The 22,872-nt window shown below is 67.6% G+C and carries 22 protein-coding genes; 10 read left to right on the top strand and 12 right to left on the bottom strand.

The features are described 5' to 3' along the window. Positions 1-34 precede the first annotated feature (34 nt). Positions 35-688, top strand: coding sequence for a DsbA family protein (locus NGK62_RS26380; RefSeq protein WP_251881110.1), 654 nt, complete (start codon positions 35-37; stop codon positions 686-688). A 16-nt stretch (positions 689-704) separates the two neighbouring features. Here NGK62_RS26380 and NGK62_RS26375 read toward each other — a convergent pair whose 3' ends face one another. From NGK62_RS26375 to NGK62_RS26355, 5 genes are read right to left on the bottom strand one after another with little or no spacing between them, the layout of a single operon-like run. Next, a complete protein-coding gene (locus tag NGK62_RS26375; protein WP_251881108.1) occupies positions 705-1,319 on the bottom strand; it encodes a glutathione S-transferase family protein in 615 nt (204 codons plus the stop codon). Between the two features lie 42 nt (positions 1,320-1,361). Beyond that, the gene (locus tag NGK62_RS26370) at positions 1,362-1,709 is read right to left on the bottom strand and encodes an AzlD domain-containing protein (RefSeq protein ID WP_059379483.1); all 348 of its coding nucleotides are present in this window, start codon (positions 1,707-1,709) and stop codon (positions 1,362-1,364) included. Continuing rightward, the gene (locus NGK62_RS26365; protein WP_059379484.1) at positions 1,706-2,419 is read right to left on the bottom strand and encodes an AzlC family ABC transporter permease; all 714 of its coding nucleotides are present in this window, start codon (positions 2,417-2,419) and stop codon (positions 1,706-1,708) included. The genes NGK62_RS26370 and NGK62_RS26365 overlap by 4 nt, the downstream gene beginning before the upstream one ends. A 55-nt stretch (positions 2,420-2,474) precedes the next feature. Continuing rightward, on the bottom strand, positions 2,475-2,792 hold the full coding sequence (locus NGK62_RS26360) for a chaperone modulator CbpM (RefSeq protein WP_059379504.1): 318 nt from the start codon (positions 2,790-2,792) through the stop codon (positions 2,475-2,477). A 2-nt stretch (positions 2,793-2,794) separates the two neighbouring features. Further along, entirely contained in the window at positions 2,795-3,739 is a 945-nt protein-coding gene (locus tag NGK62_RS26355) for a DnaJ C-terminal domain-containing protein (protein WP_251881107.1), read from the bottom strand. 192 nt (positions 3,740-3,931) lie between these two features. On the opposite strand from NGK62_RS26355, the gene NGK62_RS26350 reads away from it, so the two are divergent. The 8 genes from NGK62_RS26350 to fabI all read left to right on the top strand — a co-directional run bounded on the left by NGK62_RS26350 (position 3,932) and on the right by fabI (position 11,597). Next, positions 3,932-4,423: a GNAT family N-acetyltransferase gene (locus NGK62_RS26350; RefSeq protein WP_059379486.1), complete on the top strand. Its 492-nt coding sequence runs from the start codon at positions 3,932-3,934 to the stop codon at positions 4,421-4,423. Positions 4,424-4,476: 53 nt separating this feature from the next. Beyond that, positions 4,477-4,806, top strand: coding sequence for a DHCW motif cupin fold protein (locus NGK62_RS26345; RefSeq protein WP_054451523.1), 330 nt, complete (start codon positions 4,477-4,479; stop codon positions 4,804-4,806). A 101-nt stretch (positions 4,807-4,907) separates the two neighbouring features. Continuing rightward, the gene (gene yfcF, locus NGK62_RS26340) at positions 4,908-5,543 is read left to right on the top strand and encodes a glutathione transferase (protein WP_059379487.1); all 636 of its coding nucleotides are present in this window, start codon (positions 4,908-4,910) and stop codon (positions 5,541-5,543) included. A 17-nt stretch (positions 5,544-5,560) separates the two neighbouring features. Then, positions 5,561-5,956: a VOC family protein gene (locus tag NGK62_RS26335; RefSeq protein ID WP_059379488.1), complete on the top strand. Its 396-nt coding sequence runs from the start codon at positions 5,561-5,563 to the stop codon at positions 5,954-5,956. Between the two features lie 182 nt (positions 5,957-6,138). Next, positions 6,139-8,526 (top strand): DUF3141 domain-containing protein, encoded by a 2,388-nt coding sequence (locus NGK62_RS26330; RefSeq protein WP_251881104.1) that lies wholly within the window; start codon positions 6,139-6,141, stop codon positions 8,524-8,526. Next, on the top strand, positions 8,523-9,467 hold the full coding sequence (locus NGK62_RS26325; protein ID WP_059379490.1) for a phosphate acetyltransferase: 945 nt from the start codon (positions 8,523-8,525) through the stop codon (positions 9,465-9,467). The genes NGK62_RS26330 and NGK62_RS26325 overlap by 4 nt, the downstream gene beginning before the upstream one ends. Before the next feature lie 175 nt (positions 9,468-9,642). After that, the gene (locus NGK62_RS26320) at positions 9,643-10,827 is read left to right on the top strand and encodes an acetate/propionate family kinase (RefSeq protein WP_251881103.1); all 1,185 of its coding nucleotides are present in this window, start codon (positions 9,643-9,645) and stop codon (positions 10,825-10,827) included. Further along, the gene (gene fabI, locus NGK62_RS26315) at positions 10,824-11,597 is read left to right on the top strand and encodes an enoyl-ACP reductase FabI (RefSeq protein ID WP_059379492.1); all 774 of its coding nucleotides are present in this window, start codon (positions 10,824-10,826) and stop codon (positions 11,595-11,597) included. Before NGK62_RS26320 ends, fabI begins: the two co-directional genes overlap by 4 nt. Before the next feature lie 36 nt (positions 11,598-11,633). Here fabI and NGK62_RS26310 read toward each other — a convergent pair whose 3' ends face one another. The 4 genes from NGK62_RS26310 to tkt form a co-directional block, all read right to left on the bottom strand. Then, on the bottom strand, positions 11,634-13,322 hold the full coding sequence (locus tag NGK62_RS26310) for a SulP family inorganic anion transporter (RefSeq protein ID WP_251881101.1): 1,689 nt from the start codon (positions 13,320-13,322) through the stop codon (positions 11,634-11,636). Positions 13,323-13,480: 158 nt separating this feature from the next. Continuing rightward, positions 13,481-14,677 carry a phosphoglycerate kinase gene (locus NGK62_RS26305; RefSeq protein ID WP_118932804.1) on the bottom strand — a complete coding sequence of 399 codons (1,197 nt, stop codon included), beginning with the start codon at positions 14,675-14,677 and terminating at the stop codon, positions 13,481-13,483. A gap of 95 nt (positions 14,678-14,772) precedes the next feature. Then, the gene (gap, locus tag NGK62_RS26300) at positions 14,773-15,783 is read right to left on the bottom strand and encodes a type I glyceraldehyde-3-phosphate dehydrogenase (RefSeq protein WP_013395726.1); all 1,011 of its coding nucleotides are present in this window, start codon (positions 15,781-15,783) and stop codon (positions 14,773-14,775) included. Positions 15,784-15,797: 14 nt separating this feature from the next. Continuing rightward, positions 15,798-17,834, bottom strand: a complete 2,037-nt coding sequence (tkt, locus tag NGK62_RS26295; protein WP_059379495.1) for a transketolase — start codon at positions 17,832-17,834, stop codon at positions 15,798-15,800. Positions 17,835-18,099: 265 nt separating this feature from the next. Between tkt and NGK62_RS26290 the strand changes: the two genes are divergently transcribed. Continuing rightward, a complete protein-coding gene (locus tag NGK62_RS26290; protein WP_251881099.1) occupies positions 18,100-18,831 on the top strand; it encodes a 16S rRNA (uracil(1498)-N(3))-methyltransferase in 732 nt (243 codons plus the stop codon). A gap of 10 nt (positions 18,832-18,841) precedes the next feature. Here NGK62_RS26290 and NGK62_RS26285 read toward each other — a convergent pair whose 3' ends face one another. Genes NGK62_RS26285 through NGK62_RS26275 form a run of 3 tightly spaced genes read right to left on the bottom strand, consistent with a single transcriptional unit; the run spans position 18,842 to position 22,807 of the window. Continuing rightward, on the bottom strand, positions 18,842-19,309 hold the full coding sequence (locus tag NGK62_RS26285; protein WP_059379497.1) for a barstar family protein: 468 nt from the start codon (positions 19,307-19,309) through the stop codon (positions 18,842-18,844). Further along, positions 19,306-20,538: a patatin-like phospholipase family protein gene (locus NGK62_RS26280; protein WP_223283379.1), complete on the bottom strand. Its 1,233-nt coding sequence runs from the start codon at positions 20,536-20,538 to the stop codon at positions 19,306-19,308. The genes NGK62_RS26285 and NGK62_RS26280 overlap by 4 nt, the downstream gene beginning before the upstream one ends. After that, positions 20,519-22,807, bottom strand: a complete 2,289-nt coding sequence (locus NGK62_RS26275) for an NADP-dependent malic enzyme (RefSeq protein ID WP_251881097.1) — start codon at positions 22,805-22,807, stop codon at positions 20,519-20,521. Before NGK62_RS26275 ends, NGK62_RS26280 begins: the two co-directional genes overlap by 20 nt. Positions 22,808-22,872 lie beyond the last annotated feature (65 nt).

Below are 22,872 nucleotides of genomic sequence, written 5' to 3'. Positions count from 1 at the left end.
TTCTCCGGGGCAGGCCCGCGTCTACCATGACGCCATGGCTACCTCAAATCCCACCCTGCATTACATTTTCGACCCGCTCTGCGGCTGGTGCTATGGCGCCGCGCCGCTGGTGGAGGCGGCTCGCGCCGTCCCCGGCCTGGACATCGCGCTGCATGGCGGCGGCATGATGACGGGCGGCAACCGCCAGCCGGTCACCGACAGGCTGCGCCGCTACGTCATGCCGCATGACGAACGCATCGCCGGCCTGACCGGCCAGCCCTTCGGCGACGGCTACTACAACGGCCTGTTGCGCGATGAGGGCGCGGTGTTCGATTCCGAGCCGCCCACCGCCGCCATCCTGGCCGCGCAGACGCTGGCCGGCCGCGGGCTGGACCTGCTCAAGCGCATCCAGCGCGCGCACTACGTGCAGGGACTGCGCATCGCCGATCCCGCGGTGCTGGCCTCCCTGGCCGCCGATATCGGCCTGGACCCGGAAGCCTTCCGCGCTGCCTACGCCGCGGCGCAGGGCGCCGAAACCGCCGCGCACATCGCCGCCAGCCGCAGGCTGCTGGCGCAGGTCGGCGGCAGCGGTTTTCCCACCCTGGCGCTGGAACGCGATGGCATCTGCGAAATGCTGGAGCCCAGCCGCTACCTGGGCCGTCCCAAGGAATGGCAGGCAGACCTCAGCGCCCGCATCGGGCGCGGTTGAAGCCTGAAGCGCCGCTTCAGGCTTCCTCGATGTCCCCGTCGCGCTGCAAGGCGCGATGCATGGCTGGCCGGTCGCCCAGCCGTTCCGCATAGGCGGTGAACACGGGCGTCTCGGGCATGACCTTCACCTGCATCATGTATTGCAGGGTGCCGCCCAGCACGATGTCCGCCGCCGAGAACCGGTCGCCCAGGAAGAACGGCCGCGCCTGCAAGACCCGGGTCAGCACCTGTTTGACCTCCTCGGCCGAACCCCAACCCAGCGCGCCGCCCGGATGCGGCGTCTTGAAGGCGCGCTCGGCCATGGCGGGCTCGAATACGCCGGTGGAATACGCCAGCCAGGTCAGGTAGGGACCGCGCAGCGGATCTCCCACCACCGGACCCAGCCCCGCTTGCGGGAACAGATCGGTCAGATAGAGGGCGATGGCGGGCGTCTCGAACACGGGCACGCCGTCATGCACCAGGGCTGGCACCTTGCGGTGCGGGTGGATGTCGATGTAGTCCGAGGGCATGTGGCCCGCGCTGTCGGTGCCGCGGATGGACACCATTTCGGTGTCGTAAGGCACGCCCAGTTCTTCGAGCAGCCAGAGTATCCGGAACGAGCGCGAGCGCGGCGCATGATAAAGCGTAAGCATGGTCGGCCTCCGTGGAAGTCCGACCATTTTGCCCCGCTGGCCTTACGCCGCCAAGGCCAGCAACACCCCGTATCCCGCCATGCCCAGCAACACCGCGACGCCAGCATTGCTGACCAGGCGGGCCGCCACGGCGGTCACGACCAGACCGCCCACATAGGGACCGAGGTTCGCCGCCTGGTCGCCGGCGGCCAGGAGATCAGGCACGATCACCGCCGCCGCGATTCCCGCCAGCAGCGATGGCCCCAGGGCCGCCAGCGCCGAGCCTTCGCGCGACAGGTGGCGCAGCAGGCGGCTGCGCTCGGACAGCATGAAGGGCAAGGCGCGCGTCAAATAAGTGATGGCAGCCATGGCGATCACCGCGCCCCAGAAACCCAGTCCGTCAGTGTTCATGCGGACCTCCTCAGCCGATACGCCGCGCAGCCGATGACCGCGCCGGCCAGGATCGCCAGGCTAGTATGGCCCAGCGCGGCCACGGCTCCGGCTCCGGCTACTGCCGCGACGATGGGCAGGCCCATGCCGCGCTTCGCGCTTTGGCATACCAGGGCCATGAACAGCGCGGGCAGCGCAAAGCGCATCACCTGGGACAGCATGGGGTAGTGGCGCTCCAGGCCGTCTCCCGCGTAGACGCCAACGGCCGTGCCGGCGATCCAGGTCAGCCACGCGCCCAGCCCCAGCGCGATCATCCAGCGCTGGCGGCCCGCGGGCTCCACGGTCTGCAAACGGTTGAAAGCCGTGGCGAAGACTTCATCGGTGAGCAGGAAGGCGACCTTCAGGCGCTCATTCAGCCCCGCCGGCAGGAAACGCGACAACAGCGGGCCGTACAGCAGATGGCGGGCATTGAGCAGCGAACACAGCGCCACCACCCACAGCCACGGGGTGCCGGCCTTGATGGAAGCGAGCAGCAGGAACTGGCTGGCGCCGGCATAGACCAGCACGGAAATCAGTACCACTTGCAGGGGCGACAGGCCCGCAGCCACGCCCGCGATGCCGAAAGTCACGGCCACCGGGAAGTAGCCGATCATGACGGGCAGGCAGGATTTCAGGCCGTCGATGCGGGCGCTGCCCGCAAGCGCGGGCGCGGGGGCTGGAGGGGTCTGCAAGATGTTCCGCTGGGCTTCTTCAACAACCAGCTAGTTTACCTACCCGCGCGCAGCCCTACTTGTCCTCCAGGCCCAACGCGCGCAGTTGCGCCTTCAGGCGGCGGACTTCCTGGCTCAGGTCCAGGATCAGCGCGGCGGCGTCCAGCCCGGCGCCGTAATCCCGCACCAGGCGGCGCGCATCCAGCGCCCGTTGCAGGTCGGTGCTGTAGAAGCGCCATTCGGCGGGGCCCTGGCCGCTGGCGCTGACGATGCCCACTTCGACCAGCCGCACGACCCATTCGACTTCCTCGCCGCAGGCGCGGGCCAGGTCGTCGGCGGAAAGCGGCCGGGACTTGCCCACGACCGTGGCGGTGGTGACGACTATTTTTTTCATGGTCATACCCCCAGGTGGCGCCGCGGATTGAAGGGCAGGTCCTGCCGCAGCTTGCGGTAGGCCTCCTTGGCCGCTTCGCTATCGGCGGGCGGCAACACCAGGTCCAGCACCAGGTAGAGATCTCCGGGGGGATCGCCCGGAATACCGCGGCCGCGCAGGCGCAGCTTGCGGCCGTTGGCGGACCCCGCGGGGATCGACACTTCGACCGTGCCGCCGGGCGTGGGCGCATGCGCGCTGGCGCCCAGCGCGGCTTCCCATGGCGCCACCGGCAGCGTCATGTAGAGGTCGCGGCCGTCGACGCGGTAGCGCGGATGCGGCTTGAAGCGGACTTCCAGATACAGGTCGCCGTTCTCGCCGCCGCCATAGCCAGGCATGCCCTGCCCGGCCAGCCGGATGTACTGGCCTTCGCGCACGCCGGCAGGAATGCGCACGCTGAGCGTGCGGGTCTGCATGTGGGGATGGCCCTGCTCGTCCATCTGCATGGAACGCAGGCTGATGTCGCGCGTGGCGCCCTTGAGCGCGTCTTCGAGGTCCACCTCGATCGCGGCGTGGTGGTCCTCGCCGCGCGCGCGGAATTCCTGTTGCCGCTGCGCCCCGCCGTGCCGGTTGCGGCCGCCGAACAGCGAAGAGAAGAACTCGCTGAACTGCGCCTCGTCGCCGGGCGCGGCGCCGCGGTGGAACTCGAAGCCTTCGTCCCAGCCGGGGGGCGGCTGGAAGCTGCCTTCGGGCGAGACGCCAGCGGCCAGATTGTCGTAGGCCTGGCGCTTTTCCTTGTCGCGCAGCACGTCATAGGCTTCGTTGACGTCGCGCATGCGCGTTTCGGCGTCGCTTTCCTTGCTGACGTCGGGATGGTACTTGCGAGCGAGCTTGCGGTAGGCGCGCCGGATGTCGTCTTCTGAGGCGTCCCGCTCCACGCCCAGCATGCTGTAGTAGTCCTTGAACTCCATGTGCAGCCCTTGGCAAAGCGTTGCGGCCGCCTCCGGTTGCGCCGGGTCCGGCCTGGGATATCAAGAAGATAGGGGTTATGGCGCGATTTTTCAATGCGCCTTGTCAGGTGTCCGGCATCGCGCATAATGTCCGGTTGCCGGCGCTTGCAGGCGCCCGCCCCGATCACGGCTAGCCCACAGGAACAAGAGATCGTGCTGGAAATCATCGACGCAGACTTCAACGACCCCGAACACGGCCGCCAGGTGCTGGCCATGCTGAACGAATACGCCAGCGGCCCCATGGGCGGCAACGCCCCCCTGCCCGCCTACGCGCAGCAGAACCTGATCGCCGAGCTGGCTCGCCGCCCCACAGCAAGGGCGCTGCTCGCCCGCATCGACGGCGAAGCCGCGGGCGTGGCAATCTACCTCGAGGGCTTCTCCACTTTCGCCTGCCGCCCGCTGCTCAATCTGCACGACCTGGGCGTGGCGGAAAAATTCCAGGGCCGGGGCGTGGGCAAGGCCCTGCTGTCGGCGCTGGAAGAGCGGGCGCGTGATCTGGGCTGCTGCAAGATCACCCTGGAAGTGCTGGAAGGCAACGCGGTCGCCCAGGGGCTGTACCGCAAGCTGGGGTTCGAAGGCTATGCCCTGGACGAAACCACCGGCCGCGCCATGTTCTGGCAGAAGAAGCTGCCAGCCTTGGCGTAGTCTCTGTTCCTTACCGGACGCCATCGCGTCCGCACCACCACGCAGGAATCACCATGAAGATGAGCAACATTCCCTTCGGCACCACCGACTGGTCCGAGGTCGAGCGCACCGAGCACGCCGGCGAGACCGGCATGGCCTATTGGCGCACCCGGCAGTTCGGCGACCTGCGCGTGCGCATGGTCGAGTACACGGCCGGCTACCTGGCCGACCACTGGTGCAGCAAGGGCCACATCCTGTTCTGCCTGGAAGGCGAACTGCACACCGAACTGGAAGATGGCCGGCAATTCGTGCTGACGCCCGGCATGAGCTACCAGGTCGCCGACCAGGCCGAGCCGCACCGCTCCTCCACCGCCACCGGCGCCAAGCTCTTCATCGTCGACTGAGGCCCCGCCGCGACAGGCCAGCCGCAGATGCGTTACGCTTTGACGTATCCGCGGCCTGCTGCCGCGGCGCATGTTGTTACTGTCAGACCGGAGACTAGATTTTGGGCGCCCCGCTTACGCTATTCGTCGATTCCCTGTTCCTCAGCCCCTACGCCATGTCGGCCTATGTGGCGTTGACTGAAAAACAGCTGCCCTTCGAGGTGCGCCCCATCGACCTGGAAGCCGGCGAGCAACGCATGCAGCCCTACCAGAGCCGCGCGCTGACTTCCCGGGTGCCGGCATTGACGCATGCGGATTTCAGCCTGACCGAATCGACCGCCATCACCGAATACCTGGAAGACGCCTTTCCCGCCCCGGCGCACGCCGCGCTGTATCCGCGCGACCTGCGCCAGCGCGCCCGCGCCCGCCAGTTGCAGGCCTGGCTGCGCAGCGACCTGGGCGCGCTGCGCCAGGAACGTCCCACCGAAACCGTGTTCTACGGCGCCGCCGGCCTGCCGCTGTCGGATGCCGCCCATGCCGCCGCGGCCAAGCTGATCCACGTGGGCACCCATCTGCTGGGCGCGGGCCAGACCTCGCTGTTCGATGAATGGTGTATCGCCGACACCGACCTCGCGGTCATGATCAAGCGCCTGTTCCAGGACGACCTGCCCGACGCCCTGCGCGCCTACGCCGAGGCCCAGTGGCAGCGTCCCTCCGTCCAGAAATGGCTGGAGCACAACACCGCCGCGCGCTCCTGAACCGCCCGGGAGGCGCGATGCAACTGCTGGATCACGTCTCCATCGCCGTTTCCCGCCTGGACGCCGCCCGGCCCTTCTATGACGCCGTCATGCTGGCCCTGGGCGCGGCCAAGGTCTATGACCGCCCCGACGCGCTCGGCTATGGCGAACGCTGCCGTGCCGGCAGCAGCCAGCACAGCTATCTCTCCGTATTCGCCGACGACGCAGCCGCCCCTGCGGCGCGCCGGCACTGGTGCTTCAAGGCGCCCAGCCGCGCCGCCGTCGACGCCTTCCATGCCGCCGGCTTGGCGCACGGCGGACGCGACGACGGCGCCCCGGGCTTGCGCGAGCACTACCATCCGCAGTACTACGCCGCCTTCCTGCTGGACCCTTGCGGCAACCGCATCGAAGCAGTCTGCCACCACCCTGATTGAACCGCTGCCCGGCTGACCGGTCCTAAAGGGGACAGATAAATCGGCCATGGGTTGACCTGCATCAAGACGCTTGATGTTGCACCGCAACAACCGTTGCGGTGTAATGGGGAGGTCAACTCGGCCGGTTCCACTCTGAATCGGCGCGGCGGTCCGCCGCCGCAAGCAACCTACAGGAGATCGCCATGGCCGGATCCGGCAACGATCGCGTACCCGCCCCACCCTTCAACCCCTGGACGGCCGCCTACGAATATGCGGTGGACGCCTGGCAGCGCGGCGTGCTTTACGCCGATGTGATGCGCCAGCGCGGCAACCAGTACCACGAACACATGGCCAAGCGCGCGCCCAACGTGCTGAGCATGGAGTCCGAACTGGTGATGGACGGCCGCTGTCTGCCGCGCCCCGTCAACTACGGCCTGCTGCGCATCAAGCCGCCGGAAGGCGTGGAAACCGACCCGATCAAGCGCCCCTTCCTGGTGGTCGATCCGCGCGCCGGACACGGCCCCGGCATCGGCGGCTTCAAGCCCGAAAGCGAGATCGGCGTGGCGCTACGCGCCGGCCACCCCTGCTACTTCGCCACCTTCCTGCCGCAGCCCATGCCGACCCAGACCGTCGAGGACGTGATGATGGCCGAGGCGCGCTTCCTGGAAGAGATCATCGCGCTGCACCCCAACGCCGAAGGCAAGCCGGTGGTGGTAGCCAATTGCCAGGCCGGCTGGCAGATCATGATGACCGCCGCGGTCCGCCCCGAACTGTTCGGCCCCATCATCGTGGCGGGCGCGCCGCTGTCCTACTGGGCGGGCTGGCGCGGCATGAACCCCATGCGCTACGCCGGCGGCCTACTGGGCGGCAGCTGGCTCACCGCCCTGACCAGCGACCTGGGCGACGGCAAATTCGACGGCGCCTGGCTGGTTCAGAACTTCGAGAACCTGAATCCGGCCAACACTCTGTGGTCCAAGCAGTACAACCTGTACTCCAACGTCGACACCGAGGCCAAGCGCTACCTCAGCTTCGAAAAATGGTGGGGCGGCCACGTCTTCCTGAATGGCCCGGAAATCCAGTACATCGTCGACAACCTGTTCGTCGGCAACCGCCTGGCCACCGCCGGCCTGGTGACCTCGGACGGCATCCGCATCGACCTGCGCAACATCCGTTCGCCCATCGTGGTGTTCTGCTCCAAGGGCGACAACATCACGCCCCCGCCGCAGGCGCTGGGCTGGATCCCCGACCTGTACCAGAACGAATCCGAAGTGCTGGCGCATGGCCAGACCATCGTCTATGCCGTGCATGAAAGCATCGGCCACCTGGGCATCTTCGTGTCCGGCAGCGTGGCGCGCAAGGAGCACCAGGAGTTCACCTCCAACATCGACATGATCGACGTGCTGCCGCCGGGCATCTACCAGGCGGAGATCGCCGACAAGACGCCCGACACGCCCAACGCCGATCTGGCCTATGGCAACTACGTGCTGTCGTTCGAGCAGCGCAGCCTGGACGACGTGCGCGCCATCGTCGATCGCAACGAAGAGGACGACCGCCGCTTCGCCGCCGTCGCCCGCATTTCCGACATCAACCTGGGCATGTACCGCAGCTTCGTGCAGCCCTGGCTGCGCGCCCTGGTAACGCCGCAGTCGGCGGAATGGTCGCAGCGCCTGCATCCGCTGCGCCTGCCCTATGAGCTGATCTCCGACCGCAATCCTGCCATCGCGCCGATTGCGCAAGTCGCCGAACAGGTGCGCGAACACCGCCAGCCGGTATCGGCCGACAACCCCTTCCTGATGGCCCAGGAAATGTTCTCGAACCTGATCGAGACCAGCCTGAACATCTGGCAGGAGCTGCGCGATTCCGCCGACGAACGCACCTTCATGGGCGTTTACGGTTCGCCGCTGGTGCAGGACCTGGCCGGCCTGGGCGCGCGTTCCGGCCCGCCGCGCAAGCATCCGGGCGTATCGCCCGAGCACCGCCGCTTCATGGAAGAGCGCGCCGCCGAGCTGCGTTCGCTGATGCTGGAAGGCGGCCTGCGCGTGGCCGCGATCCGCATGCTGCTGTATGTGTCGGGCGCCGAAGGCGGCCTGGACGAACGCAGCTATGCGCTGATCCGCAAGATGCGCGCCGAATCCGACACCGCGCTGTCGTTGCAGGAGTTCAAGGACATCATCCGCGATCAGGCCTTGATGATGACGCTGGACGCGGCCGGCGCCATCCAGGCCATACCGCATCTGCTGGAAGGCGCGCCAGCCTCCGCGATCCGCGAAACGCTGGACACCATGAAGTACGTGCTGGAGGCTGCCGAGCCCCTGAGCGAGGCCGCCCGCATCAGCCTGGACGAAATGGAACGCATCTTCGAGTACGCCGAGCGCCGTGCGCAGAAGCGTGACGAGGCTCAGCAGCCCGCGCCCAGGAAAACGCCGCCCGTTGCGCGCAAATCGGTGCGTGCGGCGGCGGCCAGGCACGAAGCACCCTCGGCCGCGGCCGCGGCCGAGCCGGCCGTCCCGGTGCGCGCCAAGAAGCGTAGCGCCTCCGCCAAACCCGCCGCGCGTCCCGCGCGCAAATCCGCCAAGGCGAAATCCGCATGACGCTGCCCCCCACCACCCATTACGACAGGCTCATCGCGCGCGCGCAGACGCTGACGCCCGCGCATTGCGCCATTGCACATCCCTGCGACGAACCCTCGCTGTCGGCCGCGCTCGAGGCGCGCGACCTGGGCCTGCTCAAGCCCATCCTGGTGGGCCCGGAGCAGAAGATCCGCGCCGTCGCCGCCGAGCACAAGCTCGACCTGGGCGATGCGCGCATCGTCGACGTGCCGCACAGCCACGCGGCGGCCGAATGCGCCGTCGCCCTGGTGCGCAGCGGCGAGGCCGAATTGCTGATGAAGGGCAGCCTGCACACGGACGAACTCATGCATGAAGTGGTGGCGCGCAACACCGGGCTGCGCAGCAGCCGGCGCATCAGCCACGTCTTCATCATGGAAGTGCCGACCTACGCCGAACCGCTCTTCATCACCGACGCGGCCATCAACATCTTCCCGGACCTGGAAACCAAGGCCGACATCATCCGCAACGTCATCGACCTGCACCACGGCCTGGGCCTGGGCGAGCCGCGCGTGGCGATCCTGTCCGCGGTCGAACAGGTCAATCCCAGCATCCCCAGCACCATCGAAGCCGCCGCGCTGTGCAAGATGGCCGACCGCGGCCAGATCGAGGGCGGCCTGCTGGACGGCCCGCTGGCGCTGGACAACGCCATCAGCCCGGACGCCGCGCGCATCAAGGGCATACGCTCGCCGGTGGCCGGCGTGGCCCAGGTGCTGGTGGTGCCCGACCTGGAGGCCGGCAACATGCTGGCCAAGAACCTGACCTTTCTGGCCAACGCCGAGGCCGCGGGCATCGTGCTGGGCGCGCGCGTACCCATCATCCTGACCAGCCGCGCCGACAGCCCCCGTTCGCGCCTTGCTTCCTGCGCGGTTGCGGCCATCTACGCACACCACCTGGCCCAACAGCAGGCCCGCCCGCTGGTGTAATGGAACCCACCCCCTACCCGCTTGCGCGGGCCCCCTCAAGGGGGCGGCGCAGGCGGACCGGCGGAGCCGGATCCGCGGCGCCCCGGATCAAGACCGGCACACATAGCGCGGGCTGCGGCATTCTTCTCGCCGTTAAGTACGCGTACAACTTGCCTCAACACGGAATCACAGCGACATGAGCGACACCATCCTCGTCATCAACGCCGGCAGTTCCAGCATCAAGTTCTATCTGTACGACATCGACGGCGCGCAGGAGCTGGCCCCGCGCCTGGGCGGCCAGCTCGAAGGCATAGGCACCTCGCACCCGAAGCTGAAAGTGCGCGACGCCGCCGGCCAGACCCTGGTCGAACGCGAGATCGCGCCCAGCCACGCGCCCGACGTGCCCAACGGCCAGGAAGTCGTCGGCACCTGGCTTAGCGGCCACCTGGGCGGCGCCCCGCTGGCGGTAGGCCACCGCGTGGTGCACGGCGGCCCCGATCTGTCCGAGCCGGTGCTGATCGACGACGCCATCCTGGCCAAGCTCGACACCTTCACGCCGCTGGCGCCGCTGCACCAGCCGAACAACCTGGCGCCGATCCGCGTGATCCGCGAGCGCCGGCCCTGGATTCCGCAGGTCGCCTGCTTCGACACCGCGTTCCACCGCAGCCACTCCGACGTGGCCGACCGCTACGCCCTGCCGGAACGGCTGTACCAGGAAGGCGTGCGCCGCTACGGCTTCCATGGCCTGTCCTACGAATACATCGCGCAGCGCCTGAAGAAAGCGCTGCCGGACATCGCCGACGGCAAGATCATCGTGGCCCATCTGGGCTCGGGCGTTTCGGCCTGCGCCATGCAGCACGGCAAGAGCGTGGACAGCACCATGGGCTTCACCGCGCTGGAAGGCCTGCCCATGGGCACCCGCCCCGGCCGCCTGGACCCGGGCGTGGTGCTGTGGATGATGGAACGCGGCATGACCCACGACGAGATCGAGCATCTGCTCTATCACGACTGCGGCATGAAGGGCCTGTCCGGCATCAGCAACGACATGCGCGAACTGCTGGCCAGCGACGCGCCCTCGGCCAAGCTGGCGCTGCAGTATTTCGCCTGGCGCGTGGCCGAAGGCATGATAGGCCTGGCCTGCGCCATGAACGGCGTGGACGGCATCGTCTTCACCGCCGGCGTGGGCGAGAACTCCGCCGAGATCCGCCAGGCCATCAGCGAGCACTGGGGCTGGCTGGGCATCAAGCTGGACCCGGAGCGCAACGCCCGCCATGGCCCCCGCATCTCCGCCGACGACAGCCGCATCGGCGTCTACGTGGTGCGCACCAACGAGGAACTCATCATCGCCCAGCACACGCTGGAACTGGTGAGGCAGCGATGAGCGCGCTCCTGCCGCTGGCGGGCAAGCGCGGCCTGGTGACGGGTATCGCCAATGCGGATTCGATCGCCTGGGGCTGCGCCAAGGCGTTTCACGCCCTGGGCGCGGAATTGGCCGTGACCTACCTGAACGACAAGGCCTTGCGGCATGTGGAGCCGCTGGCCCGCCAGGTGGAAGCGCCCCTGCTCTTGCCGCTGGACCTGATGCGCGAAGGCCAGCTGGAGGCCGTGTTCGACAGCGTGGCCGCCGAATGGGGTCAGCTGGATTTCGTGCTGCATTCCATCGCCTTCGCCCCGCGCGACGATCTGCACGGCCGCGTGACCGACTGCTCGCGCGAAGGCTTCCTGCAGGCCATGGACGTGTCCTGCTGGTCCTTCATCCGCATGGCCAAGCTGGCCGAGCCGCTGATGCGCAACGGCGGCGCGTTGTTCTGCATGAGCTACTACGGCTCGCAGATGGTGGTCGAGCACTACAACATGATGGGGCCGGTAAAGGCGGCGCTGGAGTCCGCCACCCGCTACCTGGCGGCGGAACTGGGCCCGCAGGGCATACGCGTGCACGCGATATCGCCGGGGCCGCTGAAGACGCGCGCCGCTTCGGGCATCGCCGAATTCGACGCGCTGCTGGACCGCGCCCAGGCCAAGGCGCCCACGCGCAGCCTGGTGTCCATCGACGACGTGGGCGAAGCCACCGCCTGGCTCGCCACCGATGCCGCCCGCCGCATGACCGGCCAGACGATCTATATCGACGGCGGCTATCACATCATCGATTAAGGGGGGCGCCTGGCCGGGGCGCCTTGGCTGGGCGCGCTAGCCCAGCGCCGCGGGCGGCGCCTGGCGCCAGCGTTCGATCGCTTCCACGGCCTGCTCGGGGCTGCCGAAGATCTTGTCGCGACCGATCTTCTTGACCAGGCCGGAGCGCTCCAGCGCGGTGCGGAACTGGCCATGTCCGCCCGCCACCAGCAGCGTGATGCCGCGCTCGTCCAGCTCGTGCTTCAGTTCATACAGCGCCTCGACCGCGTCGGCGTCGGCCTGGGTCATGGCTTCGGCGTCCAGCACGAACCAGCGCACGTCGCCCGCCTGCTCGATGACCTCGCGCGCGCGGCGGCGGAAGGCGTCGGCGTTGAAGAACCACACCGAGGACTCGAACAGCCAGATCACCGTACCCGGCACCGGCTGGGCTTCGGGATTCAGGTGCAGCTTGCCCAGCACCGTTTCCCCGGGCAGCCGGCCCAGCAAGGCATCGCGCGGATTGCCCGACACATACATCGCATACAGCAGCGTGGCGCCGACCGACACCGCCACGCCCTGCAGCACGCCAAAGCCCACCACGCCCACCGCGGCCAGGATGCCGAAGGCCAGCTCGATGCGCGAAATGCGCGCCAGGCGCATGAAGGCATGGCCGTCGAACAGGCTGATGGCGGCCAGCAGCAGGATGGCCGACAGCACGGCCTGCGGCAGCCAGAACAGCGGCCCGCTCAATAGGCTCACCACCACCGCCAGCGCCACCGCCGCGGTGACGCTGACCAGCGGCGAGGAACCGCCGGCCACCAGCCCCACCGCCGTGCGCGAGTCCGCGCCCGTCACCACGAAGCCCTGGAACAGGCCCGCCGCCATGTTGGCCGCGCCAAAGCCCACCAGCTCGCGGTTGGGATCCACGTGTTCGCCCGTGCGCGCGGCAAAGCTGCGCGCCGTCACGATGCCGCTGGAAAAGCTGACAACGAGCACCCCCGCCGCGCCCAGCAGGATGCCGTCCACGCCCTCCAGGCGCACTGGCAGGCTCAGGGCCGGCAAGCCCGCAGGCACCTCGCCCACGACGGCGATGCCCAGGCCAGGGAAGTTGAACAGCCAGGACAGCACGCAGGCCAGCACCACCAGCAGGATGGGACCGGGCCAGTTCGGCCGCCAGCGCTTGACCGCCACCAGCAGCGCGCAGGACGTCAGGCCCAGGATCAGGGTCGGGATCTGGATTTCGGGCAGGCGCCGCGACAGCTCCAGAAAGGGATGCACCAGGCCGCTGTTGCGCAGGCCCACGCCGGTCAGGCCGCTCAACTGCGACAGCGCCAGCGTGATCGCCACGCCCGCCATGTAGCCGATCAGCACCGGCCGCGACAGCAGGTTGGCCAGCACGCCCAGCCGCAGCGCGCGCGCGATCAGGCAGCCCACGCCCACCGTCAGGGCGATGCCGGTGGCGGCCACCAGCCGCTCTTCCGGCGTGGTCAACGCCATGCCGGTCAGGGTGGCGGCGATCAGGGTGCAGGTGGCCGTATCCGGCCCGACGATCAAGGTGCGCGACGAGCCGAACAAGGCGTAGCCCAGCATCCCGGCGATGGCCGCCCACAGGCCCGCCACCGGCGGCACGCCCATCATGGCGGCATAGGCCAGGCCCACCGGCAGCGCCACCGCCGCCACGCTCAGGCCGGCGGTGATGTCGCGCCGCGCCGATTCCCGGGTGATGCCGCGGAAATTGTTGAGGCCGGGAATGAAGCGTAGGTTCATGGTGCTGCGGAGAAATCGGGGATGAAGCGAGCGCGAGACGCGCCAGATTGCGCCAAGGCTACACCAAGCCAGCCAAACCGGGGCGGCCGGGATCAAGGCGCCGGCATAAAAAAAAGCCGCCCCATCGGGGCGGCTTCGGTCTTGCATGGCTAGCCGTATTACTTGGCGTAGCGCGCTTCCAGCACGGCCACGGCGGGCAGGGTCTTGCCTTCCAGGAATTCCAGGAAAGCGCCGCCGCCAGTCGAGATGTAGCCGACCTGCTCGCCGATGCCGTACTTGGCAATGGCGGCCAGGGTGTCGCCGCCGCCGGCGATCGAGAAGCCTTCCGATTCGGCGATCGCGCGCGCCACCACCTCGGTGCCGTTGGCGAACTGGTCGAACTCGAACACGCCCACCGGGCCGTTCCAGACGATGGTGCCGGCCTGCTTCAGGATATCGGCCAGTTGCGCCGCGGTCTTGGGGCCGATGTCCAGGATCATGTCGTCGTCGGCCACGTCTTGCGCCGCCTTGACGGTGGCTTCGGCGTCGGCGCCAAAGGACTTGGCGCACACCACGTCCACCGGAATCGGCACGGCGGCGCCGCGCTGCTTCATGATGTCGATCACGGCGCGCGCCTGGTCGACCTGGTCGGGTTCAGCCAGCGACTTGCCGATGGACAGGCCGGCAGCCAGCATGAAGGTGTTGGCGATGCCGCCGCCCACGACCAGCTGGTCGACCTTGTCGGCCAGCGACTGCAGGATCGACAGCTTGGTCGATACCTTGGAGCCGCCAACGATGGCGACCAGCGGACGCTTGGGTTCGTGCAGCGCGCGGCCCAGGGCTTCCAGTTCGGCGGCCAGCAGCGGACCGGCGCAGGCCACGGGCGCAAAGCGCGCGATGCCGTGGGTGGTGGCTTCGGCGCGATGGGCGGTGCCAAACGCGTCGTTGACGTAGACGTCGCACAGCGCGGCCATCTTCTTGGCCAGCGTTTCGTCGTCTTTCTTTTCGCCGACGTTGACGCGGCAGTTTTCCAGCAGCACGACCTGGCCATGATCGACCTGGACGCCGTCGACCCAGTCGCGCACCAGCTGCACCGGCATGCCCAGCAGTTCGGACAGGCGCTGGCCGACCTTGGCCAGCGAATCGGCTTCGGTCAGCACGCCTTCCTTGGGACGGCCCAGGTGGGAGGTGACCATGACGGCCGCGCCGGCGTCCAACGCCATGCGGATGCCAGGCACCGAGGCGCGGATGCGGGTGTCTTCGCTGATGCGGCCGGCGTCGTCGAACGGCACGTTCAGATCGGCGCGGATGAACACGCGCTTGCCGGACAGGGCGCCGGACTTGGCCAGCGCGGACAGAGTGTTGACCTTGGACATATTTGGATTCCTACGATGGGCGTACAAAGGGGACGAACCCATTTTCCGCGTACGCGGAAAACAAATCCGTCCCCTCTATGGACTAGCCGTGTTGCTTACTTGGCCGACATCAGCGCGACGGTGGTGTCGAGCATGCGGTTCGAGAAGCCCCACTCGTTGTCGTACCAGGACGAGACCTTGACCAGGCGGCCCGAAACCTTGGTCAGCGACGCGTCAACGGTGCTGGAGGCCGGGTTGTGGTTGTAGTCCACCGAAACCAGGGGCTCGGTGTTGTAGTCCAGGATGCCCTTGAGCTCGCCTTCCGAGGCGGCCTTCAGGATGCCGTTCACTTCTTCGGCGGTCGTGTCGCGGCTGGCCACGAACGACAGGTCGACCAGCGACACGTTGATGGTCGGGACGCGGATGGCGTAGCCGTCCAGCTTGCCGTTCAGTTCCGGCAGCACCAGGCCCACGGCGGCGGCAGCGCCGGTCTTGGTGGGGATCATGCTCATGGTGGCCGAACGCGCGCGGCGCAGGTCTTCGTGGTAGACGTCGGTCAGGACCTGGTCGTTGGTGTAGGCGTGGACGGTGGTCATCAGACCGTTTTCCAGGCCCAGCTTGTCGTTCAGCGGCTTGACCAGGGGGGCCAGGCAGTTGGTGGTGCACGAAGCGTTGGAAATGACGGTGTCGGTAGCCTTCAGCACGCCGTGGTTCACGCCGTACACGATGGTGGCGTCGACATCCTTGCCGCCGGGGGCCGAGATGATGACTTTCTTGGCGCCGCCCTTGATATGCGCGCCGGCCTTTTCCTTGGTCGTGAAGAAGCCCGTGCACTCCAGCACCACGTCGACCTTCAGCTCGCCCCAGGGCAGCTCGGCCGGATTGCGGTTGGCCAGCACGCGGATCTTGTCGCCGTTGACGACCATGAAGTCGCCGTCGACTTCGACGGTGCCCGGGAACTTGCCGTGGGCGGTGTCGTAGCGCGTCAGGTGAGCGTTGGTCTTGGGATCGCCCAGGTCATTGATGGCGACGATTTCGATATCGTGCTTCTTGCCACCTTCGTAGTGGGCACGCAGGATGTTGCGGCCGATGCGACCGTAACCGTTGATGGCGACGCGAATGGTCATGACTAAGCTCCTTTTTACAAAACTTGCTTGACGGTCTCGGCCACCTTGTCGGCGGTCAGCCCGAAGAACTTGAACAGTGCGCCGGCCGGCGCGGATTCACCGTAGCGGTCGATGCCGACGACGGCGCCTTCCAGGCCCACGTACTTGTGCCAGAAGGCGGTAACCCCGGCTTCGACAGCCACCCGCGGCAGGCCCTTGGGCAGCACGGATTGCTTCCAGGCGGCGTCCTGGCGGTCGAACACGTCGGTGCTGGGCATGGAGACCACGCGCACGGCGATGCCTTCCTTGGCCAGCTGCGCCTGCGCGTCCAGCGCGATGGCGACTTCCGAACCGGTGGCGATGATGACGGCGCGGGCGCCTTCGGCATCGCGCAGCACATAGCCGCCGCGGGCGATGGCGTCCACGGTGGCGGCGTCGCGCGGCACGAACGGCAGGTTCTGGCGCGACAGCAACAGGGCCGTGGGGCCGCCGTCGTGCACGTCCATGCCGATGCTGGTCGGGCGCGTCACGGCCGCGTTCCAGGCCACGGCGGTTTCAGCCGTATCGCAAGGACGCCACAGCGACAGGTTGGGGATCAGGCGCAGGCTGGCCGCGTGCTCGATGGACTGGTGGGTCGGGCCGTCTTCGCCCAGGCCGATGGAGTCGTGGGTGAACACGTGGACCACGCGCTGCTTCATCAGCGCGGCCATGCGGATGGCGTTGCGCGAGTAGTCGGAGAACGTCAGGAAGGTGCCGCCGAACGGCAGGTAGCCGCCGTGCAGGGCCACGCCGTTCATGATGGCGGCCATGCCGAATTCGCGCACGCCGTAGTTGATGTGGCGGCCGAACTGGATGCCCTTATCGCCGGCACGGACGGCGGCAACGCCCTTCCAGTCGGTGAAGTTGGAGCCGGTCAGGTCGGCCGAGCCGCCCAGCATTTCCGGCAGCAGCGGCGCCAGCGCGGTGATGGCGAACTGCGACGCCTTGCGGGTGGCGACGGTTTCGGCCTTTTCCAGCGTGGCGTCCAGGAACGCCTTGAACTGTTCGGCGTAGCCGGCGGGCATTTCGCCCTTCATGCGGCGCTTGAATTCAGCGGCTTCGGCGGGGAACTCGGCGGCGTAGGCGTCGAACGCGGACTGCCATTCAGCCTGGGCGGCGGCGCCCTGCTTGCGGCCATCCCAGCCGTCGTAGATGTCTTGCGGAATCTGGAACGGTTCCGACGACCAGCCCAGCGCGGCGCGGGTGGCGGCAATCTCGTCCTTGCCCAGCGGCGCGCCGTGCACGTTGTGCGTGCCGGCCATGTTGGGCGAACCCTTGCCGATGACGGTGCGGCAGACGATCAGCGTGGGCTTTTCCGATTGCGAGCGCGCGGCCTTGATGGCGGCGTCCACGGCGGCGACGTCATGGCCGTCGATGCCGCGGATCACGTTCCAGCCGTAGCCTTCGAAGCGCTTGGCGGTGTCGTCGGCGAACCAGTGTTCGACGTGGCCGTCGATGGAAATGCCGTTGTCGTCATACAGCACGACCAGCTTGCCCAGCTTCAGCGTGCCGGCCAGCGAGCAGACTTCGTGCGAGATGCCTTCCATCAGGCAGCCGTCGCCGGTGAAGGCGTAGGTGTGGTGGTCGACGATGGCGTGGCCGGGCTTGTTGAATTCAGCAGCCAGCAGCGCTTCGGCCAGTGCCATGCCCACGGCATTGCCCAGGCCCTGGCCCAGCGGGCCGGTGGTCGTTTCCACGCCCGGGGTGATGCCCACTTCGGGGTGGCCCGGCGTCTTGGAATGCAGCTGGCGGAAATTCTTCAGCTCTTCGATCGGCAGGTCGTAGCCGGTCAGGTGCAGCAAGGCGTAGATCAGCATCGAGCCGTGGCCGTTGGACAGCACGAAGCGGTCGCGGTTGGCCCAGGCGGGATCCTTGGGATTGTGACGCAGGTTGCCGGCCCACAGGGCTTGGGCGATTTCCGCCATGCCCATGGGAGCACCCGGATGCCCGGAGTTCGCTTGTTGCACGGCGTCCATCGCGAGGGCGCGGATGGCATCCGCCAAGGCAAGTTTAGGGGCGGTCGGATTGCTCATTCGGAAGGCTCTTTGAAGCTGGCGGGCCTACGGTCAAAATAGGGGCCAGTTGAGTAGGTTGCGAAGCATGGGATTTTAGCATCCAGGGGTTTCCCCGACGCCATCGGCCATAAGGCGGCCCGTGCTAGGCTAGCTTTCTGAGGACAAGTGCCCCCACGCCGCGCCCGCTGCGCGGGCTAGCTGCCCCCCAAGGGGGCGTTTTTGCCTTGGGACGGCCCGGCGGCAAAAGTATCCTTCTCCACATCAAATCAGTTCTCGCACATTTATGTCAGCCCCCCGCTTCTTCTGCGATATCCCCCTGAGTACCGGCGCCCGCGTGGCGCTTCCCGAAGCCCTGGCGCACCATGCGCTGCGCGTGCTGCGCCTGCGCGCGGGCGAGGCCGTGGCGCTGTTCAACGGCCAGGGCGGCGAGTATCCCGCCACGCTCGAAGTGGAAGGCAAGGCTGGTTTTGCCCAGTTGGGCGAATTCCTGCCGCGCGAGGCCGAACTGGGCGGCCGCGTCACCCTGGTGCAGGGCCTGCCTTCCGGGGACAAGATGGACTGGGTAGTGGAAAAGGCCGTGGAGCTGGGCGCCGCGCGCGTCAGCCCCATCGCCGCCCAGCGCAGCGTGCTGCAGCTGTCGGGCGCCCGGCTGGACAAGCGCGTGGCGCATTGGCAGCGCATCGCGCAGTCCGCCAGCGAACAATGCGGCCGCAACCGGCTGATGGCGGTGGACGCGCCGGTCACCCTGGCCGAATGGCTGCAGCAGCCCGCGGACGGCCTGCGCCTGCTGTGCCACCCGGAAGCGCGGGACGATCTTGCCGGCGCGCTGCGGGCCGCGGCCGGCCTGCGGGCGCTGACCCTGCTGGTGGGACCGGAGGGAGGATGGTCGGACAAGGAATTGGCCCAGGCCCGCGAGGCGGGCGTGCAGGCGGTGCGATTCGGCCCCCGGGTGCTGCGCACCGAGACCGCGGGGCTGGCGCTGCTGTCGGCGGCCAGCGCGCTGCTGGCCTGGTAAAACAACCGGATCAGTGGTCTTCGCCGTAGGGCGCTGCCGCCACCCCGGGCTCGGGGTCCGGATGGCGTCCGGCGTGTTCGATGACATACGCAAAAACGCGGCCGTTTTCGCGGGCGAAATCGGCCGCGTCGGAGCAGACGGTTTCAATGCGGCCCGAGTCTTCTTCCAGCGCCGGGTCGCCCGAATGCAGCTTGTACAGCCACAGCACCACGCCGGTCTTGTGGTCCAGCACGGTATCGCACAGGCAGTCGTAGAGGGCGTCGAGGTTGCCGCCGAAGTATTCGGGGAAATCCACTGCCTTGACGATGGCGCGCAGCACGGCGGAACGGCTGCGGGCAGGATCGCAATTGGCGACGAACAGGGCCAGGCCAAGCTCATGGGCGGCGTCCACCACGGCCTTCTTGTCCAGCCCGTCATGGGCCAGCGCACCGCCGCGCATCAGCTGCCGCTGCAGAGTAGATTGGCCATTGCGCGTCATGCCTGAGCCCCCTTGAAAAAGGCGATCACTTCGTCGTTACGCTGCATCGTATCGGCATAACCCAGTTCAATCAATCGCTTGGTGTAGCTGGATTCAAATAAGAGGTAGGACATCAGCGAACCGCCGCCGGGACGGTCTGGATCGGACGATACACCGAGTACGCGGAAAAGAGCACGGGCCTGGGTCGGCATATCCTGCAAATGTTCCAGCGCCATGACGTCCAGCGACTGGCTGGGCGTGATCGTCAGGACCTCGATGCGGCGCGCATGCCCGTGCTGCGCCCCTTCCGGGCCGGACTGATCCATCAGGAAGTTGATGCGCTCCAGGCGCTCGACGTCCGCCGACAGGCCGTCCAGGAAGATGCTGGCCAGCGCATGTCCGCCGACCTGGGCCAGCGAGGGGTAAGGCGGCGAATCCTCGCGGTTTTCCGGGTGGGTTTCGTCGCGGAAACCCGTGCCGATCACCAGCACGCGATGCGCGCCCAGGTGGATGGCAGGACTGATGGGCGCAAGCTGGCGCATCGAGCCATCGCCGCACCACTCCCCCTTGCCATGCACCTGCACCTGCCGGGCCGGAAAGACGAACGGAATGGCGGACGAAGCCATCAGGTGGTCGATGCCGATGGGCGTGGGCAGCGCCAGGCGCAGATAGCGGTGCCAGGGCTCGATGGGCGTGTGCGCCTGGTAGAAGGTCAAGTGCTCGCCGCTGGTATAGCCCGAGGCCGTGATCGCCAGCGCCGACAGCGCGCCGGTTTCCAGGTTGGTGCGCAGATGCTGGAAGTCCAGCACCCGCTCCAGCAGAGCCTGCATGGGGCTGTTGTCCAGCAGCGAATGGGGCCGCTTGCGCGTCAGGCCCGAATACATCCACCCCAGCGACAGCAGCCCCAGCCAGCGCACGCCGGTGCGGATCAGGCCGGGCGCGTCGGCCCGGTAGATCATGTCGGTATTCAGTGAAGACCACAGCCGGCGGATGCGGCGCACGCCCAGATGGGGCCGGTCGGCGCGGCAGGCCAGCGCGGCGGCGTTGATGGCGCCGGCGGACGTGCCGCAGATGATGTGAAAGGGATTCTGGAAACGCGAATGCCAGTCAGGATCCAGCAATTCCATGATGGCGCTGAGCACGCCCACCTGATAGGCGGCGCGGGCGCCGCCACCCGTCAGGACCAGGCCGGTCGGCGTGCGCGGGCACGCCGGACCGGGTGGCGTCACGTCAACGCGGTGTATTGACATCGACCACCGTCATCGCGGTCATGTTGACGATGCGGCGCACGGTGGAGCTGGAGGTCAGGATGTGCACCGGTGCGTTGGCGCCCAGCAGGAACGGACCCACCGCGACGTTGCTGCCGGCGGCGGTCTTCAACAGGTTGTAGGCGATGTTGCCCGAGTCCACGTTCGGGCACACCAGCAGATTGGCCTGGCCCTTGAGCGTGGAGGACGGCAGGATGCGCATGCGCAGCGCCTCGTCCAGCGCGCAGTCGCCGTGCATTTCACCATCGATCTCAAGTTCCGGCGCGGCCTCGCGCACCAGTTCCAGCGCGCGGCGCATCTTCGCGCCCGAGGCCGAACTGCCCGAGCCGAAGTTAGACCGCGACAGCAGCGCGACCTTGGGCGCCAGATACATGCGGCGCATCTCGTTGGCGGCGGCGATGGTGAATTCGGCGATCTGCTCGGCCGAGGGCTCATCGTTGACGTGCGTGTCCACCAGCACCACCGTGCGCTCGTTGAGCAGCAGGATGTTCATGGCGGCGTACACGTTGTGGCCAGGACGGCGGCCGATGACCTCGTCCACGAAGCGCAGGTGGTCGTGATACGCGCCCACCGAACCGCAGACCATGCCGTCGGCGTCGCCCAGGCGCACCATCATCGCGCCGATCAAGGTCATGCGGCGGCGCATTTCCACGCGCGCCATTTCCTTGGTGATGCCGCGGCGGCACATCAGTTCCCAGTACGTGGTCCAGTACTGGTGGAAGCGCTCGTCATATTCGGGATTGGTGACTTCGACGTCTTCCCCGAGGCGCAGCCGCAGGCCCAGTTTTTCGATACGGGTCAGCAGCACCGACGGACGGCCCACCAGGATGGGACGGGCCAGGCCTTCATCGACGATCACCTGCACCGCGCGCAGCACGCGCTCGTCCTCGCCTTCGGCGAATACGATGCGGGCCGGACCGCCTTCGCGCACGATGCGCTTGGACGCCGAGAACAGCGGCTTCATGAAGGCACCCGAGTGGTACACGAACTGCTGCAGCTGTTCTTCGTAGGCTTCCAGGTCCGCCAGCGGGCGCGTGGCCACGCCGCCTTCCATTGCGGCCTTGGCCACCGCCGGGGCGATGCGCACGATCAGGCGCGGATCGAAGGGCTTGGGGATCAGGTATTCGGGGCCGAACGAAATATCAAAGGTGCCGTAGGCTGCGGCCACCACTTCGTTCTGCTCTTCCTCGGCCAGCTCGGCAATGGCATACACCGCCGCCTTTTCCATCTCGCGGGTGATGGTGGTGGCGCCCACGTCCAGCGCGCCGCGGAAGATGTAGGGGAAGCACAGCACGTTGTTGACCTGGTTCGGGTAGTCCGAACGGCCGGTCGCCATGACCACGTCGTCGCGCACCGACTGCGCCACTTCCGGCAGGATCTCGGGCGTGGGGTTGGCCAGCGCCAGGATCAGCGGGCGCGGACCCATGGCCGCGACCATTTCCGGCTTGAGCACGCCGCCGGCCGACAGGCCCAGGAACACGTCGGCGTCCTGGATCACTTCGGCCAGCTTGCGGGCGTCGGTCTTCTGCGCGAAGCGCGCCTTGTCCGGGTCCATCAGCACGGTGCGGCCTTCGTAGACCACGCCTTCGATGTCGGTGACCCAGACGTTTTCCAGCGGCAGGCCCAGGTCCACCATCAGGTCCAGGCAGGCCAGCGCGGCGGCGCCTGCGCCCGAAGTCACCACCTTGACCTGCTTGATGTCCTTGCCCACGACCTTCAGGCCGTTGATGAAGGCGGCGGACACACAGATCGCGGTGCCGTGCTGGTCGTCGTGGAAGACCGGAATCTTCATGCGCTCGCGCAGCTTGCGTTCGACCGTGAAGCACTCCGGAGCCTTGATGTCTTCGAGGTTGATGCCGCCGAAGGTGGCTTCCAGGCCGGCGATGATCTCGACCAGCTTGTCCGGGTCGGTCTCGTTGATCTCGATGTCGAAAACGTCCAGGCCGGCAAACTTCTTGAACAGCACCGCCTTGCCTTCCATCACCGGCTTGGAGGCCAATGCGCCGATATTGCCCAGGCCCAGCACCGCGGTGCCGTTGGTGATCACGCCCACCAGGTTGCCGCGCGCCGTGTAGCGGTACACATTGGCCGGATCGGCCACGATTTCTTCGCAGGCCGCCGCCACGCCGGGCGAGTACGCCAGGGCCAGGTCGCGCTGGTTGGTGAGCTGCTTGGTCGGCGTGACCGAGATTTTGCCGGGGCGTCCAAGCTCATGGTATTCAAGGGCGGCTTTGCGGAGATTGGCATCCATAGTGGCGGCTACTGGCTAGAGTGTGTGACACGAAAGGGGGGAATTCTATTCCGATGACGGACGCC

The organism is Achromobacter sp. Marseille-Q4954 (genome assembly GCF_943737025.1).
GTDB lineage: Bacteria > Pseudomonadota > Gammaproteobacteria > Burkholderiales > Burkholderiaceae_B > Achromobacter > Achromobacter bronchisepticus_A.
Note: the sequence above shows the minus strand (reverse complement) of the source record. Positions and strands in the feature narration are given on the sequence as shown.

Coding starts and splice junctions, on each gene's coding strand:
- NGK62_RS26280 (WP_223283379.1), bottom strand. CDS start 20,538: ATGTCAATACACCGCGTTGACGTGACGCCACCCGGTCCGGCGTGCCCG.
- NGK62_RS26380 (WP_251881110.1), top strand. CDS start 35: ATGGCTACCTCAAATCCCACCCTGCATTACATTTTCGACCCGCTCTGC.
- NGK62_RS26290 (WP_251881099.1), top strand. CDS start 18,100: ATGTCAGCCCCCCGCTTCTTCTGCGATATCCCCCTGAGTACCGGCGCC.
- NGK62_RS26360 (WP_059379504.1), bottom strand. CDS start 2,792: ATGAAAAAAATAGTCGTCACCACCGCCACGGTCGTGGGCAAGTCCCGG.
- gap (WP_013395726.1), bottom strand. CDS start 15,783: ATGACCATTCGCGTCGCCATCAACGGTTACGGTCGCATCGGCCGCAAC.
- NGK62_RS26370 (WP_059379483.1), bottom strand. CDS start 1,709: ATGAACACTGACGGACTGGGTTTCTGGGGCGCGGTGATCGCCATGGCT.
- tkt (WP_059379495.1), bottom strand. CDS start 17,834: ATGAGCAATCCGACCGCCCCTAAACTTGCCTTGGCGGATGCCATCCGC.
- NGK62_RS26335 (WP_059379488.1), top strand. CDS start 5,561: ATGCAACTGCTGGATCACGTCTCCATCGCCGTTTCCCGCCTGGACGCC.
- NGK62_RS26345 (WP_054451523.1), top strand. CDS start 4,477: ATGAAGATGAGCAACATTCCCTTCGGCACCACCGACTGGTCCGAGGTC.
- NGK62_RS26310 (WP_251881101.1), bottom strand. CDS start 13,322: ATGAACCTACGCTTCATTCCCGGCCTCAACAATTTCCGCGGCATCACC.
- fabI (WP_059379492.1), top strand. CDS start 10,824: ATGAGCGCGCTCCTGCCGCTGGCGGGCAAGCGCGGCCTGGTGACGGGT.
- NGK62_RS26305 (WP_118932804.1), bottom strand. CDS start 14,677: ATGTCCAAGGTCAACACTCTGTCCGCGCTGGCCAAGTCCGGCGCCCTG.
- NGK62_RS26320 (WP_251881103.1), top strand. CDS start 9,643: ATGAGCGACACCATCCTCGTCATCAACGCCGGCAGTTCCAGCATCAAG.
- NGK62_RS26330 (WP_251881104.1), top strand. CDS start 6,139: ATGGCCGGATCCGGCAACGATCGCGTACCCGCCCCACCCTTCAACCCC.
- NGK62_RS26285 (WP_059379497.1), bottom strand. CDS start 19,309: ATGACGCGCAATGGCCAATCTACTCTGCAGCGGCAGCTGATGCGCGGC.
- NGK62_RS26275 (WP_251881097.1), bottom strand. CDS start 22,807: ATGGATGCCAATCTCCGCAAAGCCGCCCTTGAATACCATGAGCTTGGA.
- NGK62_RS26325 (WP_059379490.1), top strand. CDS start 8,523: ATGACGCTGCCCCCCACCACCCATTACGACAGGCTCATCGCGCGCGCG.
- NGK62_RS26355 (WP_251881107.1), bottom strand. CDS start 3,739: ATGGAGTTCAAGGACTACTACAGCATGCTGGGCGTGGAGCGGGACGCC.
- NGK62_RS26375 (WP_251881108.1), bottom strand. CDS start 1,319: ATGCTTACGCTTTATCATGCGCCGCGCTCGCGCTCGTTCCGGATACTC.